This is a genomic window from Trichocoleus sp. FACHB-90, assembly GCF_014695505.1.
Lineage (GTDB): Bacteria > Cyanobacteriota > Cyanobacteriia > Cyanobacteriales > FACHB-T130 > Funiculus > Funiculus sociatus.
The window spans coordinates 121,111-136,659 of record NZ_JACJOK010000081.1; the positions used below are offsets into that span (position 1 = coordinate 121,111).

The window sequence follows — 15,549 nt, forward strand, 5'->3', positions numbered from 1 at the left end:
CCCAATTGCCAATTAGCAAATAGCAATTAGCAATTACCAATGAATGCAAACTTTCCTTGGCTGACTTTCATCATTTTGTTTCCCGTCGCTGCCTCTCTGCTGGTGCCGCTGGTGCCGGATAAAGATGGCAAAACAGTGCGTTGGTACGCCCTGATTGTCGGGCTGATTGATTTCGCGGTCATAGTATACACCTTCTATACCCAGTACGACTTTTCTAACCCCGGTTTGCAACTGGTAGAGAGTTATTCTTGGGTGCCGCAGCTGGATTTAAAATGGTCGGTGGGCGTAGATGGCTTGTCAATGCCCCTGGTGTTGCTTACTGGCTTCATCACCACACTGGCAACTTTGGCAGCTTGGCCTGTAACTTTTAAGCCGAAGCTGTTTTACTTTTTGCTTCTGGCAATGTACGGCGGTCAAATTGCCGTGTTTGCTGTCCAAGATATGCTGTTGTTTTTCCTAGTGTGGGAACTGGAACTGATTCCGGTATACCTGCTACTGGCAATCTGGGGCGGTAAAAAGCGTCTTTACGCGGCGACCAAGTTTATCCTCTACACCGCAGGCGCTTCGCTGTTCATTTTAGTGGCAGCGCTGGCGATGGCATTCTACGGCGATACGGTAACGTTCGATATGAGCGCGCTGGCTGCCAAAGATTACGCCCTGAATTTCCAACTCTGGATTTACGCCGGATTCCTAATAGCCTACGGCGTTAAGCTGCCCATCATTCCCCTACATACCTGGCTTCCTGATGCCCACGGCGAAGCTACCGCGCCCGTGCATATGTTGCTGGCGGGAATTTTGCTGAAGATGGGCGGCTACGCGCTGATTCGGATGAACGCCCAGATCCTCCCTGACGCTCATGCGCTGTTTGCGCCAGCGTTGGTGATTCTGGGTGTTACTAACATCATCTACGCTGCTCTCACCTCTTTTGCCCAGCGCAACCTGAAGCGCAAAATCGCCTATTCCTCAATCTCTCACATGGGATTTGTGCTGATTGGGATTGCCTCATTCACCGATTTAGGTTTGAGTGGTGCGGTACTGCAAATGGTTTCCCACGGCTTAATTGGGGCGAGTTTGTTCTTCCTGGTGGGAGCGACTTACGATCGCACTCACACGCTGATGCTGGATGAAATGGGCGGTGTTGGGCAGAAAATGCGGAAAATTTTCGCCATGTTCACCACCTGTTCTATGGCATCTTTGGCATTGCCTGGGATGAGCGGCTTTGTGGCGGAATTGATGGTGTTTGTCGGCTTTGCTACCAGCGATGCTTATAACCCGACTTTTAAGGTGATAGTCGTCTTCCTAGCGGCTGTTGGTGTGATTTTGACACCAATATACCTACTCTCGATGCTGCGGGAAATTTTCTACGGTTCGGAGAACAAGGAATTAGTTGAACACGAAGCCTTGATCGATGCTGAACCACGAGAGGTGTTTATTATTGCCTGTCTGTTGGTGCCAATTATTGGCATTGGTTTTTATCCGAAGTTGTTGACGCAGATTTATGATGCGACAACGATACAGCTGACGGCAAGATTGCGAGATTCTGTACCGTCTTTGGCGCAACAGCGACAGAGTACGGAAACCGTGTCTTTGCGTGCGCCGGAAATTGGTGCTAATTAAAATGCCGAATGCCGGAAGGCGCAGCTACGCAAAAAGCCCCCGTGTGGGGGCTTTTTGTTTTGGGGATGCGATCGCGGTGAAGAATTACTTACCAAGCCAAAAGATATATTTATTCTCAGGTTGCTAATAATTTTGGTTCGTTTATCCAAAAGCTCTAAATTATCTTCACCCCAGAGCAACACACCTTGTTAACCGTGGGGAATAGTTAACACAACTAGCGTTCTGTTAATCCCGACTAAAATAGTCGGATATGTTTGACGGGTATTTTTACCTGTGCTAGTATCAACCGAACTGATGACGGAAGTTCAGTAGAGTGTAAATACCCATGACCCAGGCAACCCAGTCAACGACGGCAACCTTTAAAGCGCTTAAGTGTAAAGAGTGCGGCACCGAGTACGAACCCAAGGCAACTCATGTATGTGAGTTTTGTTTTGGCCCTTTGGAAGTAACCTATGACTACGATGCGCTGCGCCGCACCGTTACTCGTGAAAGTATTCAGAAAGGGCCGAACTCAATTTGGCGCTATCGTCCATTTTTGCCAGTTGTCACCGAAACACCGATTGATGTAGGAACTGGCATGACACCGCTAGTTAAAGCAAATCGCTTGGCACGTCGCCTGGGTATTAAAAATCTTTATATAAAAAACGATGCCGTCAATATGCCCACCCTGAGCTTTAAAGATCGGGTGGTGTCGGTGGCTTTAACAAGAGCGCAGGAGTTAGGTTTCACTACGGTGTCCTGCGCCAGTACAGGAAATTTGGCTAATTCTACAGCTGCGATCGCTGCCCACGCCGGACTAGACTGCTGCGTTTTCATTCCCGCTGACCTCGAAGCTGGCAAAGTCCTGGGTACGCTCATCTACGGCCCTACCGTTATGGCAGTTCAAGGTAACTACGACCAAGTAAACCGCCTCTGCTGCGAAGTTGCCAATACACAAGGATGGGGATTTGTCAATATCAACTTGCGCCCCTACTACTCGGAAGGTTCCAAAACCCTCGGCTATGAAGTTGCAGAACAGCTAGGCTGGCAGTTGCCGGATCATATCGTCGCCCCTCTTGCCTCCGGCTCTCTGTTCACCAAAATCTACAAAGGCTTCCAAGAATTTATCAAAGTCGGTCTAGTTGACGAAAAGAGCGTCCGTTTCAGTGGCGCACAGGCAGAAGGTTGTTCCCCCATTGCCCAAGCTTATCGGGATGGACGCGACTTTGTGACCCCAGTCAAGCCGAATACGATTGCTAAATCCATCGCTATCGGCAACCCTGCTGATGGAGTCTATGCGCTGGAAATAGCCAAGAAAACAAACGGCAGCATCGAATCAGTCAACGATGCGGAAATTGTTGACGGCATGAAGTTGTTGGCTGAAACTGAAGGCATCTTCACCGAAACTGCTGGCGGCACAACTGTGGCTGTGCTGAAAAAGCTGGTGGAAGCTGGTAAGATTGATCCTTCGGAAACCACTGTTGTATATATCACGGGCAACGGGCTGAAAACGCAGGAAGCCGTGCAAGGATACATTGGTGAACCGCTGACAATTGAGGCGAAGTTGGATAGTTTCGAGCGTGCCTTGGAGCGATCGCGTACACTGGAGCGTCTCGACTGGCAGCAAGTGCTGGTCTAATTTTCTTAGCACCGAGGTAGAGCCTCCTCCCGTCTCGTTCCCAGTCAGATGCTGGGAACGAGAAATTGACAATTACCAATTACTGATTACTATGTCCGTCAAAGTATTAATTCCCACTCCTCTACAAAAGCTGACAAACAATCAAGCCGCTGTCGAAGGTAATGGCAGTACGATTAGTGAATTGCTCGAATCCCTAGAGCAAAGCTTCCCTGGCATCAAAATGCGTCTTTGCGACGAACAAGGGGAGGTACGCAGATTTGTAAACTTCTACGTTAACAGCGAAGACATCCGCTTTTTGGAAGGAGCCAAAACACCTCTCAAAGAAGGCGATGAAGTAAGCATTGTGGCAGCGCAGGCTGGAGGCTGATTCAAGTTAGGATTGGCAATAAAGGAACCGTCAAGCCTTGGAGTAGAAGAATGCCAGAAGAAATTAATCATAATGATGCTGAAGAGATAGCTCCCAGCACTGTTGATAAACAAGCTCCCGATGTTTCTGAGGACAATGCTCCCAGTACCGACTCGGATGTAGCAACCAACATTCCTACAGCAAACGCCCCCGACCCCGCATCCACCAATCCAGAAGTCAACCCTAATGCTGCTGGGGAGAAATCTTCTACCGCGGCATCAACCCCAGATGACTCGGCTCAAGTGCAGCCAAATCCTAAAAAAACTGCACAAGTACCGAAAGAGGACAAGCCAGCAGCCAAAGCCGCAGCAGCAAAAAAAGAAAAAGCTCCGGCGGTTGAAGATAAGCCATTTATGGAATTTATCCAGCAAGACTACTTGCCAGCTTTAAAAACAGCACTTGAGAAAACGGGTGTTCAAGATTTAGAGTTGAAGTTGGAAAAGCGATCGCTTCAAGAAGTCTCGGACTGCTGGCAAGTCTACGGTAGTTGGCAAGGCGGTAAACGTCAATTTAACGTTTATTTCCCTGAACAAGACATCCAAAAACAAAGAGCTTTTTCCTGTTATGAAGGTTCTAAACCTAGCACGATTGAGCCTTTTTTGTGTGATGAGCGTAAAATAACGCTAGATTTGCTGGTGTTTGGGGTTACGCAGCGGTTGAATGCTCAAAAGTGGCTGACTAGAAATTAGTGAAAATGCCTGACGAATGTAGAGATGTCATATATAACGTCTCTACATTCGGCTTTAGCCCCAGATAACACCTGTAGGGGGTATTGCAAGTATTGGATAAACCCCTTTACAACTCGATGAACTCGTAAATAACAATGCCTGTTTCGGGATGATTGTCAATCATAACGTAGCCACTTTTAACCATGTCTTTCAACGTGGCTTCTACCTGGGTAAAGTTAAGCCCAGTTTCCATCACTGCTTGGGTGACGGAAAGTTTGCCCCCTCTAACAGCGGCGGCTTTCAGAAGTTTGAGCATCATTTCGTCACGAGTTAGCTCTTGCTTGGTGAGAGCGATCGCAGGCTGCGATAAAGGCACACCATTGGCAGATACCCCCAATTTGGCTTGAGACAGGGCGTTATGCTCTTCTACCATTCGGGGAATCAAAAATAAATCCACTACCTGCCCAACACCAAATAAACCAAAAGTAAACAGCCACAGCAGACCAGTCCCGATTTTTCCATTGTAAAGGCGATGCAGCCCCGCTATGGGCGGGGAAAATAAACAGCCGAGCCAAAGAAAATAGGCAGTGGAGACATTGTTCATAAAATTCCCGCTTTGCTTCAGGTATCCTGGTTTCAATGATAGATATTTTGTTTTGGGAATTGGGAGTTGGGGAATTGGGAATTGGGAATTGGGGATTGGGAATTGGGAAAAATCTTACCCAGTCTCCAGTCCCCAGTCCTCAGTCCCCAGTCCCAGCCCCCAGCAAATGTGACAAAAGTTGAAACTGCTTAGCAAGTCTTAACCGAACAGGTAAGCGATCGCTACCCTGGAGATTGGTAGACTGGAACGCAGGCGAAGAGTGAGAGCGACAGAATTTATAACAAGAGAGAAAGAGAATATGGTGGATTCCCTCAAAAAACCCAGCTTTGAAGAATTAAGACCAGGGGTGAAAGTACCAGCAAAAGAAACTTTGCTGACACCCAGGTTCTATACCACCGACTTTGATGAAATGGCGAAGATGGATCTCTCGCCGAATGAAGAAGAACTTAAAGCGCTGCTGGAAGAGTTTCGCGCTGACTACAACCGTCACCACTTTGTCAGAGATGCAGAATTTGAACAATCCTGGGATAGCATCGACGGGGAAACTCGCAAATTATTTATCGAATTCCTAGAACGTTCCTGCACAGCAGAATTCTCTGGTTTCCTGCTATACAAAGAACTGGGACGCAGATTGAAAGACAAAAATCCACTGTTGGCGGAAGGCTTTAACCTGATGTCGCGGGATGAAGCACGTCACGCAGGTTTCTTAAATAAGGCGCTGTCAGACTTCAACCTGTCGCTAGACTTGGGATTTTTGACCAAGACTCATAAATACACCTTCTTTAAGCCAAAGTTCATCTTCTACGCTACCTATCTGTCTGAGAAAATTGGCTACTGGCGCTATATCACAATTTATCGTCATTTGGAAGCACATCCCGAAAACCGGATTTATCCAATTTTCCGGTTCTTTGAAAACTGGTGTCAGGATGAAAACCGCCACGGTGACTTTTTCGATGCGGTAATGCGAGCGCAACCCCAGTTCTTGAACGATTGGAGAGCAAAGCTGTGGTGTCGGTTCTTCCTGCTGTCAGTGTTTGCAACAATGTACCTTAACGATATTCAGCGTTCCGGCTTCTACGCCTCACTGGGATTGGATGCACGGGACTATGATATCAAAGTGATTGAAAAGACCAATGAAACAGCAGGACGTGTTTTTCCAGTAATTCTGGATGTGTCGAAGCCGGAATTTTATCAGCGGCTGGATGTTTGCATCAACAATAACGAAAAACTGGGCGCGATCGCTAACTCCACCACCCCCAAATTCCTGCAATTCTTCCAGAAGCTACCGTTCTACGTTTCCAATGCTTGGCAATTGCTGCGGTTATACCTGATGAAGCCGATTGACATGACATCAGTACACGGCACAGTACGCTAACTTTAGGCTTCTTCAACTGAAGTGGTTTTGCACAAAGCAAAGCCACTTTTTTTGACGCAAAGGTACGGTTGACGCAAAGGTATGCAAAGAGGTTAATCTGGCTCTGCGTACCTTTGCGATTCCCTGCGCTACCTAAAGCGTTTAAACCTCAAAATTTTTGCATGAGATTAAATTATTGGTGGCTGTTAACATTCGGTATAAGCTTGATCGGGATACCGCCTGCATCAAGTCAAACCCAACCACAAGCGACACCGGAAAAAAGTGAAAATAGTCCAGCCTTGCAGCGGTGGCGGGAAAAAGTACCGAATGTTTTAGAAGAAATTCGTAATGACCCCAGCTTCCGTACCAGGGTACGCCTGGGTTACTCTCAGTTTCCCTCATCTGGGCAAGCGGGAGGACTAAATGTTGGTGTGGAAGATTTGTTTATTGGTCGCACTGGTTTAACGGTTAGTGGCGGCTATCAGGGAACCTTTGAAGGGGACAGGAGTGCCTACGGGGTAGACTTGCGATATTACGTGCGTCCCTTGGGCAGTTACGTCAACTTTGCGCCCGTCGTAGGCTATCGTCATTTGGAAACTGACAAATATTCGACGGATGGCGTTAATGTCGGTGCAAGAGTGTTGCTAGTTTTGTCTCGCACTGGTGCCGCAGATATCTCTTTAACTCAGAGTTGGGTTGCTCCAGCCACCAGTGAAGAAGTCGGCATCACAACGCTTTCTGTTGGGTATGCCTTCACCCGCAATTTCCGCTTATCGACTGACATCCAGAAACAAAACGCCCGACAACAAAAAGATAGTCGCGTTGGCATTGTTTTGGAATGGATGCCTTAATTTAGGGTTGAAATAAGCCGAAGGAAGGGAAGCGATCGCTTTGCCCCTGACTTCGGCCCGGACTGTAAAGATTTTTTCAATTAAATTTCAGCTTTTTCCCGAAACCCAGCCAACACTTGTGAAGAAAAATAATGTGCTAGTTGACAGCGCTAACAAATTGTGCTGATAGACAGCATTACTGAAAGGATGATGGTTCTACTCCATAAAAGAGCAAAAACAAGCTGCATCGCGCATCGACGATAACAACCTCTTGAGAGTGCGTTAAGCAATAGCGTTAGGTTTCCAGCTTGCAATTCCCATCTACCTTCGGCAATTACTTTGGAGGTGTTCGCTCTCATGCCATGTTCTTGCAGATCCGACTCTTTCTCTCAACAGTCATGCTGCTGCTGCAATCAGCGCCGTGAGCCTGCCTTTGGCGGGTTTGGTTTTGGAATAATGATCGTTATCGCCGTCCTGCTGGGTAATGCGATTATAGCCGAGCAGCCTCAGCTTTCGGAAACGACCACTCCCATCAATACAACTGTTGTTAACTGATATAGCAATCCTAAATGATTCGTGAAATCCTGTAAGGACACGGCACTGCCGTGTCCCTACACCAGAGCAAATACTCATTCACAACTTAAATAGGATTGCTATACGTTGCCTAAAAGCCAACACTTAGTGACCTAACCTAATCTATCAAGCTCAGACAATGCGAGGCTAAACGAAAAGACGCGAGAAACATCGCGTCTTTTCGTTTGATTAATCCAAAATCCTTGCATGGGGTCAGCCGCCGCTGACAGGTGGAATCAGCACAACTTCATCACCATCTTGGATAATGGTATCTGGCTCAACGAATTGGAGATTTACACCGAAGCGGGTAAATTCGCGCCATTTGTTGAGTTCTGGATGCTCAGTCATGAAACTATCTAGCACTGCTTTGACGGGTGTATTTGGCGGAAATTCTCGCGACAGTTCCGAAACTCCATAGGCTTCTTGATAGGCGGCGAATAATTTGACGGTAATAGCGATCGCTTGTTGGGACATAGGAACTGATGCTCTTCGATTGTCATTAGATTAGCGCGATCGCGCTAATTTTAGCTTACGCGATCGCGCCTTAGTAACCACTGGGTAGTAGTTGGTATATTATGGACTGCCAGCGAGGGAGCATCTACTACAACCTTCATCAAGAATGCGATCGCTGGGATTTTTGCAATAGTGTAGGGAGATCTACAGGTTCGTCCTTTTCTCTTAGACCAATCTAAATCATACAGAAGCTTGGCAAATATTTAAAACAAAATTATTGTCAGACGAATTCAATATCTCAAGTAAAGGATAATTTTTAACTATAATTTTCCACCAACATAAGCTCAGCCATCCAACCATTAGGACGTTATTCCCTGATCTAAAAGCTCTCCCGAAAGCAACGGAGTTATTTTCACACTCCCATCAGTTGGGAAAAGTTTGTTATAAGAAACTTTAATTAAACGATTATTTAAGAAATTAACTTACTTTGTGCCAGCAACTATAATACTATAACATTCCCACTTTAATCGGGATGGTGTATTCGTCGTGAGTTATTGCATCAATCCCACCTGCCTTCATTTCGATAACCCTGCCAATCAACTCGCTTGTCCTAGCTGTGGGCCAGAAATCTTAGTTACAGGACGGTATCGAGTAATTAAACGTCTGGACAAAGGAGGCTTTGCTCACACCTTTGAGGTGGAGGATACGTGTCGCGGAGGTACGCGAAAAGTCCTGAAAGTTTTGCACATTGACTGCGATAAGGCAATCTGCCTGTTTCAGCGGGAAGCAGAGGTACTAAAGCAGCTGAATTATCAAGGTATTCCCAGAGTCGAGTCAGATGGATACTTCAAAATCGATCTTGTAAATAGCAACAAGCCATTGCATTGTCTGGTAATGGAGAAAATTGAAGGAAGCAATTTGAGAGACTGGTTAAATCAAAACAATAAACCCATTACCCAACAGCAAGCTTGCAAATGGTTAAAACAAATAACAGAAATTTTAGACAAGATACATCAACACAATTATTTCCATCGAGATATTAAGCCGTCTAATATTATGCTGCAACCTGATAATCAATTGGTATTGATTGATTTTGGTGCAGTACGAGAAGCTACAGAAACCTACTTACATAACTTACAAGGAAAAGGTGGCACAGTAATTTTTTCCCGTGGGTACACGCCTCCAGAACAAGTAAGTGGCAGAGCAGTTCTTGCATCTGATTTTTATGCTTTGGGGCGAACTTTTGTTCACTTGCTCACAGGAATATCTCCCGATTTGCTGCCTGAAGACAGCGAGACAGGTCGCTTAATTTGGCGAAACAAAGCGCCGCAAGTTTCGCCAAACTTAGCCGATTTGATTGATGACATGATGGCTCCCTTACCGCCATATTCAACAAAGCGTCCGAGGAATGCACACGAAATTTTGCAACGGTTAAAACAAATTGAGACACGAACCAGTAGAAGCTTTCAGCTTATGCAACCTTCCCCAAAACCCCCAATTCCTCCTAGCAGTAATAATATAAACGAGGAAACTACAACGCTTGTCAAACCACAAAATAAAAAACTTACACTAGCAATTTTAGCTGGTGCAATTTTACTGTCGGCAATAGCAGCAATAATCTATATAATAAACCTGCCCAAGGCTTGCGATAAAATTATTGGGGACAATTTAAGTTGTGGAGAAGAAGTTTTAGTTCCTGACTCTGAAGTATCTTTTAAACAACAGGGAGTGGAAAAAATCAAAGAAGGTAAATATGCTGAAGCTGTCAGCTTATTAAAAAAGGCACGGGAAGAACAACCGAGCGATCCTGAAACTTTGATTTATCTGAATAATGCCCAACTTGGAAACCAAAAAGCTTACACTATTGCGGTTGTTGCTCCCATAGGCAAGAGTTCAGACACAGCAATGGAAATGATGCGAGGAGTCGCCCAATCCCAAAATGAAATAAATCAAGGAAAAAAGATTAATGGTATTGGTCTTAAAGTATTAATTGCCGATGATGCAAATAACCCTAAACAAGCTCAAGAAGTTGCCAATAAACTGGTGAAAAGAAGGGATCTTTTAGCAGTTGTCGGCCACTATGCCAGTGAAGTGACGTTGGCAGCTGTGCCTGTTTATCAAGAACATAAATTGGTAGTAATTTCCCCTGGTAGCACATCAGAAGAACTTTCGCGCTGGGGCGATATTCCCAATCACGTTTTCTTTCGTACCGTACCGAATACGCGAGTGGCTGCCCAATATTTAGCAAGCTACTTACTAGCTCAATCTCGTGACCAACAAGCAGCAGTTTTTTACGCTCCTGGGAGTAATTTTAGCCGTTCTTTACGAGAGCAATTTCTCATTAGCTTTACTGCTAGCGGTGGAAAGGTGGTAGCGGAAGTTGATTTGTCTAAACAACAGTTTAATGCAAGTGCAGCGATCGCGCAAGCACACAGGCAAAAAGCTACAGCCCTGGGCGTATTTCCAGATGGTGGAACCACTGCTTTTGGTATTAGTAATACTTTAAGATTAATCAGAGCTAATCGGGGCGATTATTGGATAGTGGGAGGTAGTACCCTCTACAGTCCTGATACTTTACTGCTGTTAGGAAAAGATGCTTTAAACCGCTTTGTGGTGGTTGTAACATGGCATCATTTAGAAAGCCATGACAACCCAGAATTTCCCCAAGCGGCTAGGAATTTATGGGGAGGTGATGTAAGTTGGCGCACAGCTACGGCTTATGATGCTACTCGTGCGCTGATAATAGCTTTAGAAAAACAATCATCACCGAGCCGTGTTAGTTTGCAACAAGCCTTAGCAGACAAAAACTTTAAAGCCCAAGGAGCTACAGGGACGATTAGTTTTCGAGGTGGCGATCGCAATGAGCCTATTTCTACTTTGGTTAAAGTAGTTCGAGCTAATTGCTCAACCGATAGTTACATTTTTGTACCTGTGAACTATCCCCCAACTAAAGCTAACAGCTTAGAGAATTGCAGAAAATAAATAAAGATTCAGAACAGCTGCTCTAGGCGGCGAAAATCTCGCTCAACCTCAGCCCAGAGGGAACGGTTGTGGGGATCAGTTTTCAAGGCTTTTTTTAGATAAATTCTTGCCTTGTCAAGTTGCTTTTCAGCGATTAGTTGACGACCCCACTGTTGATATGCGATCGCTTGCCACTGACGAACTTCTGGATCTTGTGGTAGACGTTGAGCAAGTCCTTCAATCAGAGCGATCGCTCGCGCAAAACGGCGATATTTCAGCAACTGTTGCAACTGCTGATACGAACTCCACTTCAGTTGTTGATCCATTTGCGACAACTGGGGAGTCTTTGGCAGTTGTGTCTCCTTGCGAGTAATCTTGGTGACGGTTTGTTGAGGTGGCGTTTCTCCGACTGTCTCTTGTTGGCTTAATTCCTCCTCTTGGGTTTCCGACGTTTGCACCACGCCGAGAAGGAACTTGTAAGCCTCAGTCAACTCAATAAACTTATCTTGAGCTTGGCGATTGCCAGGATTTGCATCAGGATGATACTTTCGTGCCAAACGCCGATAAGACGCTTTAATTTCTGCAAAAGATGCCCCTGAGCCTAACCCCAACAATCGGTAACAATCTGCGAGGTTCATCAGAGGTATCTTTAACTATCTTCTTCCAATTTTTGTTTATAGTTTCCATTGCCATTGTAGAGACGCGAGGAGCATCGCGTCTCTACTTATTACAGACGTTCTTCGATCACGCGGTCAATCAAACCGTATTCCTTAGCTTCTTGAGCAGATAGGAAAAAGTCACGATCCATGTCTTTCTCGATTTTTTCGATGGATTGACCTGTTCTGTCAGCATAAATCTGGTTCAGTTGGTGACGAATCCGCAGAATTTCCTTAGCCTCGATTTGAATATCTGTGGCTTGTCCCCGCGTACCGCCGGAGGGTTGGTGGATCATAATCCGCGAGTGAGGCAGAGCAAGGCGTTTGCCTTTTGTGCCAGCTGCCAACAGAAAAGAACCCATCGACGCAGCTAAGCCCACACAAATTGTCACCACATCAGATTTAATGTGCTGCATGGTGTCATAAATAGCCATGCCAGATGTGATCACACCACCAGGAGAATTGATATAGAGGTAGATGTCTTTACCTGGATCTTCCGAATCCAGATAGAGCATCACAGCAACAATCTGGTTAGCCAGTTCATCGTCCACATCTTCACCCAGGAAAATAATCCGTTCCCGGTAAAGACGATCGTAGATGTTAATCCAATCAGTATATTGTCCCCCTGGCATCCGGTAGGGAACTCTAGGGTAGCCAATAGGCATGGTACAAAACTCCGTTTTTGAATCTTTGAAATTGGTCTCTAAAGAATTAAAAATTAAAAATGAAGCATTTCCTTTTTAATTTTTAATTCTTTAGATCACGCCTGCGGGAAGCGGTGTTGGTAAGTCTGCTTTACTCTCCAGAACCCGGTCAATCAAGCCATATTCAACAGCTTGATGGGGTGTCAGGTAGTAGAGCCGATCCATATCCTTAGAGATTTTTTGTTTCGACTGACCCGTATGGCGCGATAGGATATCAAGCATCGTTTCCTTATTAGCCAACACTTCTTTAGCGCGAATTTGAATATCCGTCGCTTGACCGCGAGCGTAGCTCTTGGTCTGGTGCAGGATAATCGTGGCATGGGGGAGACTAGCTCTAAAGCCTTTGGTTCCAGCTGACAGTAGCATCGCCGCCATCCCCATCGCCGAACCGATGCAGATGGTGTGGATGGGCGGCTTAATGTAGTTCATCGTGTCACAGATGGCGAAGGCTTCAGTTTCAAAGCCAACGGGTTCACCGTCATAACGCGAAGTGCCAGTGGAATTGATGTAGATTTTGATCGGTTTTTCGGGGTCTTCGTACTGCAAAAACAGTAGCTGAGCGATAATTAGTTTCGTTACCTCTGGCACCAAGGGCGTTCCCAGATAGACAATCCGCTCCTTCAATATCATGGAGGGTAAATCTGGTGGCGGTGTACGGTAGAAGTTATCGCCGTAGTAAGGAGCTTGAACAGCCTTCATGGGTGAGTTCATGGCGTTGTATGGGCGGTCAATAATGGCGCTATCTTTAATTTGACATTAAATTCCGGTGTACCTCACCGTACTGCTTGGATTCTAGCAGTTTTGCTTTCATTACCGCTTACGGTTAAGGTTCGGTCTTAGGATACAAGGAATTGGAATCTAAGGATGCAAGGATAGGGGATTAGTAATGGATAATCGGTAATTACCACTGTCCCACTTCTCCGTGTTATTTAGCGTTTCTACCAAGAGTGGTAATTTTCGTGGTGGGTGCTTCCCCAGGGTTAGGCTGCAAGCTATTGTGGAAAATAAGTTCTGTAACTATTTGCGGTTCATTTTCCGTAGCGGCGGTATTTTGCGTTGTGGTTAGTCAGATCGTGTCTTCTCCTGCCAGGATTCAAGTGCTATGAGAGTTGGTTTACAGCCTGCCCTGAATGATACCAATATTGACGCAACTCAAGGGAGTAGCCAGCGTCAACTAGAGATTTCAATTTCTGCGATCGCCAGCGAGTTTGAAGGTCGCGCTCCCTTAAACTTATGTTTGGTTCTTGACCACAGTGGCTCGATGAACGGACGCCCTTTGGAAACGGTGAAACAGGCAGCTGTACGGCTGGTGGAGCGTCTCGTACCAGGCGATCGCATTTCTGTGGTTGCTTTCGATCACAGAGCCAAAGTCCTCGTCCCTAACCAAGTCATAGATAACCCAGAAAACATCAAAAAGCAGATTAATCGGCTCACTGCTGATGGGGGTACTGCCATTGATGAGGGTCTAAAACTCGGAATTGAAGAACTGGCAAAGGGGAAAAAGGAAACCGTTTCCCAGGTTTTCCTGTTAACCGATGGCGAAAATGAGCATGGCGACAACAACCGCTGTCTGAAATTTGCCCAAGTAGCTACTGGCTACAATCTGACGTTGAACACTTTGGGGTTTGGCGCTCACTGGAACCAGGACATATTGGAGAAAATTGCCGACGCAGGCGGGGGTATGCTGTCTTATATTGAGCGTCCAGAGCAGGCGGTGGATGAGTTTGGGCGCTTGTTTAATCGCATCTCTTCGGTGGGACTAACTAATGCTTACCTGCTACTGTCTCTGATGCCGAAGGTACGGCTTGCCGAACTCAAACCGATTGCCCAAGTTGCTCCAGATACAATTGAGTTGCCAGTGCAACAAGAAGGCAACTCCTTAGTGGTGCGTCTGGGAGACTTGATGAAGAATGTGCCGCGAGTCATCTTAGCTAACCTTTACGTTAGCCAGTTGTCCGAAGGCAGTCAAAATATTGCGAGTGTACAAATCCGCTACGACGATCCCACCCAGAATCAAACTGGGTTACTTTCCCAAACGATCCCAGTCGAGGCGAATGTTGTCCGGAGTTACCAACCCGCACCCAACCAGCAAGTGCAACAGTCTATTTTGGCGTTGGCGAAATATAGGCAAACCCAACTGGCAGAAGCGAAATTGCAACAAGGCGATCGCGTTGGTGCTGCGACAATGTTACAAACTGCCGCCAAAACTGCCCTACAAATGGGAGACAATAGCGCCGCGACCGTCCTGCAAACCAGTGCGACTCGCCTGCAATCAGGAGAAGAACTCTCAGAAGCCGATAGGAAAAAGACGCGGATCGTGTCTAAAACCATTTTGCAAGAATAACCCCCTCGACCCTCGTTCCCAAGCTCCGCTTGGCAATGCTTTCTACACAGACCCTCTTATTCTTAGGCAGCAACCACTCCCACCAGAGACAGCAGCCCATTGAATTGCTTTTGTTTAAATGAGTTGTATGGATTGCATTGAGGCAACACGAACCTATCTTCAAATGTTGTCACTTAATGAGTTGAAGCCAGCAACGCTTACAAATGATCACGTACAAGTTGAGCCGGTTGTCGAGTGTCCGCCTTCCTTCTTTCGTTATCTGTACTCCGAAGTTGGGCGCAACTATCACTGGGTGGACAGACTAGGCTGGACGGACAAGCGGATTCACGCACACCTAAGCCAACCGAGTATCTCATTATGGATACTTTATGGTGCAGGCGCACTAGGCGGTTATTACGAGTTGTGCCAACATGAGGATGGCTCGGTTGAAATTGCCTATTTCGGGTTGCTTAAAGAATTCATAGGACGTGGACTTGGCAAATATCTGCTCACAATTGCAGTCCAGCAGGCTTGGAAGGAAGGCGCTAATCGCGTTTGGGTGCATACCTGTACGCTCGACCACCCAGCAGCGTTATCCAACTATCTTAAACGAGGATTTAAACCGTTTCGCCAGGAAACGTACATCGCGACCATATGACAGAATGGGCAGCGATTTCAGCATTTGCTCTTGGAGGAAGCAAAGCTTTATGCGATCGCTTGCATCTGGAGGAGTATGCTTGAAAACGATAAAGCCCCCGCTCCCTATCCCTTTTTCCTGGCTT

General features: G+C 46.3%; 16 protein-coding genes. 10 read left to right on the forward strand and 6 right to left on the reverse strand.

The genetic code is table 11. The features are described from left to right. Positions 1-39 precede the first annotated feature (39 nt). From ndhD1 to H6F74_RS24255, 4 genes are all read left to right on the forward strand, one after another. Positions 40-1,617: a photosynthetic/respiratory NAD(P)H-quinone oxidoreductase subunit D1 gene (gene ndhD1, locus H6F74_RS24240; protein ID WP_190444694.1), complete on the forward strand. Its 1,578-nt coding sequence runs from the start codon at positions 40-42 to the stop codon at positions 1,615-1,617. Between the two features lie 325 nt (positions 1,618-1,942). After that, a complete protein-coding gene (thrC, locus tag H6F74_RS24245) occupies positions 1,943-3,235 on the forward strand; it encodes a threonine synthase (protein WP_190444695.1) in 1,293 nt (430 codons plus the stop codon). A gap of 91 nt (positions 3,236-3,326) precedes the next feature. Further along, the gene (locus H6F74_RS24250) at positions 3,327-3,602 is read left to right on the forward strand and encodes a MoaD/ThiS family protein (RefSeq protein WP_190424568.1); all 276 of its coding nucleotides are present in this window, start codon (positions 3,327-3,329) and stop codon (positions 3,600-3,602) included. 50 nt (positions 3,603-3,652) lie between these two features. After that, positions 3,653-4,330, forward strand: a complete 678-nt coding sequence (locus tag H6F74_RS24255; RefSeq protein WP_190444696.1) for a DUF2996 domain-containing protein — start codon at positions 3,653-3,655, stop codon at positions 4,328-4,330. A gap of 106 nt (positions 4,331-4,436) precedes the next feature. Here the strand turns inward: H6F74_RS24255 and H6F74_RS24260 are convergent, their stop codons facing one another. Beyond that, positions 4,437-4,913: an NINE protein gene (locus tag H6F74_RS24260; RefSeq protein WP_190444697.1), complete on the reverse strand. Its 477-nt coding sequence runs from the start codon at positions 4,911-4,913 to the stop codon at positions 4,437-4,439. Positions 4,914-4,948: 35 nt separating this feature from the next. Between H6F74_RS24260 and H6F74_RS24265 the strand changes: the two genes are divergently transcribed. The 3 genes from H6F74_RS24265 (at position 4,949) to H6F74_RS24275 (ending at position 7,118) form a co-directional block, all read left to right on the forward strand. Then, positions 4,949-5,095 (forward strand): hypothetical protein, encoded by a 147-nt coding sequence (locus H6F74_RS24265; protein ID WP_190444698.1) that lies wholly within the window; start codon positions 4,949-4,951, stop codon positions 5,093-5,095. A gap of 116 nt (positions 5,096-5,211) precedes the next feature. Continuing rightward, complete coding sequence (acsF, locus tag H6F74_RS24270) at positions 5,212-6,288, forward strand: magnesium-protoporphyrin IX monomethyl ester (oxidative) cyclase (RefSeq protein WP_190444699.1); 1,077 nt, start codon at positions 5,212-5,214, stop codon at positions 6,286-6,288. Positions 6,289-6,449: 161 nt separating this feature from the next. Further along, positions 6,450-7,118, forward strand: coding sequence for a hypothetical protein (locus H6F74_RS24275; protein WP_190444700.1), 669 nt, complete (start codon positions 6,450-6,452; stop codon positions 7,116-7,118). Positions 7,119-7,493: 375 nt separating this feature from the next. Here the strand turns inward: H6F74_RS24275 and H6F74_RS24280 are convergent, their stop codons facing one another. Next, positions 7,494-7,730 (reverse strand): hypothetical protein, encoded by a 237-nt coding sequence (locus H6F74_RS24280; RefSeq protein WP_190444701.1) that lies wholly within the window; start codon positions 7,728-7,730, stop codon positions 7,494-7,496. Positions 7,731-7,883: 153 nt separating this feature from the next. Further along, positions 7,884-8,144, reverse strand: a complete 261-nt coding sequence (locus tag H6F74_RS24285; RefSeq protein ID WP_190444702.1) for a MoaD/ThiS family protein — start codon at positions 8,142-8,144, stop codon at positions 7,884-7,886. A 525-nt stretch (positions 8,145-8,669) separates the two neighbouring features. On the opposite strand from H6F74_RS24285, the gene H6F74_RS31195 reads away from it, so the two are divergent. Then, a complete protein-coding gene (locus tag H6F74_RS31195; protein ID WP_190444703.1) occupies positions 8,670-11,105 on the forward strand; it encodes a bifunctional serine/threonine-protein kinase/ABC transporter substrate-binding protein in 2,436 nt (811 codons plus the stop codon). A gap of 8 nt (positions 11,106-11,113) precedes the next feature. On the opposite strand, the gene H6F74_RS24295 is transcribed toward H6F74_RS31195, so the two are convergent. The 3 genes from H6F74_RS24295 to H6F74_RS24305 all read right to left on the reverse strand — a co-directional run bounded on the left by H6F74_RS24295 (position 11,114) and on the right by H6F74_RS24305 (position 13,155). Beyond that, positions 11,114-11,722: a J domain-containing protein gene (locus H6F74_RS24295; RefSeq protein WP_190444704.1), complete on the reverse strand. Its 609-nt coding sequence runs from the start codon at positions 11,720-11,722 to the stop codon at positions 11,114-11,116. Between the two features lie 89 nt (positions 11,723-11,811). Further along, positions 11,812-12,405: an ATP-dependent Clp protease proteolytic subunit gene (locus tag H6F74_RS24300; RefSeq protein WP_190444705.1), complete on the reverse strand. Its 594-nt coding sequence runs from the start codon at positions 12,403-12,405 to the stop codon at positions 11,812-11,814. Between the two features lie 90 nt (positions 12,406-12,495). Next, on the reverse strand, positions 12,496-13,155 hold the full coding sequence (locus H6F74_RS24305; RefSeq protein WP_190444706.1) for an ATP-dependent Clp protease proteolytic subunit: 660 nt from the start codon (positions 13,153-13,155) through the stop codon (positions 12,496-12,498). Between the two features lie 391 nt (positions 13,156-13,546). Here H6F74_RS24305 and H6F74_RS24310 point away from each other — a divergent pair, with 391 nt between their 5' ends. Both H6F74_RS24310 and H6F74_RS24315 read left to right on the forward strand, forming a co-directional pair. Then, on the forward strand, positions 13,547-14,788 hold the full coding sequence (locus H6F74_RS24310; RefSeq protein WP_190444707.1) for a VWA domain-containing protein: 1,242 nt from the start codon (positions 13,547-13,549) through the stop codon (positions 14,786-14,788). Positions 14,789-14,951: 163 nt separating this feature from the next. Further along, a complete protein-coding gene (locus H6F74_RS24315; RefSeq protein WP_190444708.1) occupies positions 14,952-15,425 on the forward strand; it encodes a GNAT family N-acetyltransferase in 474 nt (157 codons plus the stop codon). The last annotated feature ends 124 nt before the right edge of the window (positions 15,426-15,549 follow it).

Bases quoted from the DNA above. Each gene is read 5' to 3' on its own strand.
- ndhD1 (WP_190444694.1), top strand. From the start codon at position 40: ATGAATGCAAACTTTCCTTGGCTGACTTTCATCATTTTGTTTCCCGTC.
- thrC (WP_190444695.1), top strand. From the start codon at position 1,943: ATGACCCAGGCAACCCAGTCAACGACGGCAACCTTTAAAGCGCTTAAG.
- H6F74_RS24250 (WP_190424568.1), top strand. From the start codon at position 3,327: ATGTCCGTCAAAGTATTAATTCCCACTCCTCTACAAAAGCTGACAAAC.
- H6F74_RS24255 (WP_190444696.1), top strand. From the start codon at position 3,653: ATGCCAGAAGAAATTAATCATAATGATGCTGAAGAGATAGCTCCCAGC.
- H6F74_RS24260 (WP_190444697.1), bottom strand. From the start codon at position 4,913: ATGAACAATGTCTCCACTGCCTATTTTCTTTGGCTCGGCTGTTTATTT.
- H6F74_RS24265 (WP_190444698.1), top strand. From the start codon at position 4,949: ATGATAGATATTTTGTTTTGGGAATTGGGAGTTGGGGAATTGGGAATT.
- acsF (WP_190444699.1), top strand. From the start codon at position 5,212: ATGGTGGATTCCCTCAAAAAACCCAGCTTTGAAGAATTAAGACCAGGG.
- H6F74_RS24275 (WP_190444700.1), top strand. From the start codon at position 6,450: ATGAGATTAAATTATTGGTGGCTGTTAACATTCGGTATAAGCTTGATC.
- H6F74_RS24280 (WP_190444701.1), bottom strand. From the start codon at position 7,730: ATGAGTATTTGCTCTGGTGTAGGGACACGGCAGTGCCGTGTCCTTACA.
- H6F74_RS24285 (WP_190444702.1), bottom strand. From the start codon at position 8,144: ATGTCCCAACAAGCGATCGCTATTACCGTCAAATTATTCGCCGCCTAT.
- H6F74_RS24295 (WP_190444704.1), bottom strand. From the start codon at position 11,722: ATGAACCTCGCAGATTGTTACCGATTGTTGGGGTTAGGCTCAGGGGCA.
- H6F74_RS24300 (WP_190444705.1), bottom strand. From the start codon at position 12,405: ATGCCTATTGGCTACCCTAGAGTTCCCTACCGGATGCCAGGGGGACAA.
- H6F74_RS24305 (WP_190444706.1), bottom strand. From the start codon at position 13,155: ATGAACTCACCCATGAAGGCTGTTCAAGCTCCTTACTACGGCGATAAC.
- H6F74_RS24310 (WP_190444707.1), top strand. From the start codon at position 13,547: ATGAGAGTTGGTTTACAGCCTGCCCTGAATGATACCAATATTGACGCA.
- H6F74_RS24315 (WP_190444708.1), top strand. From the start codon at position 14,952: ATGTTGTCACTTAATGAGTTGAAGCCAGCAACGCTTACAAATGATCAC.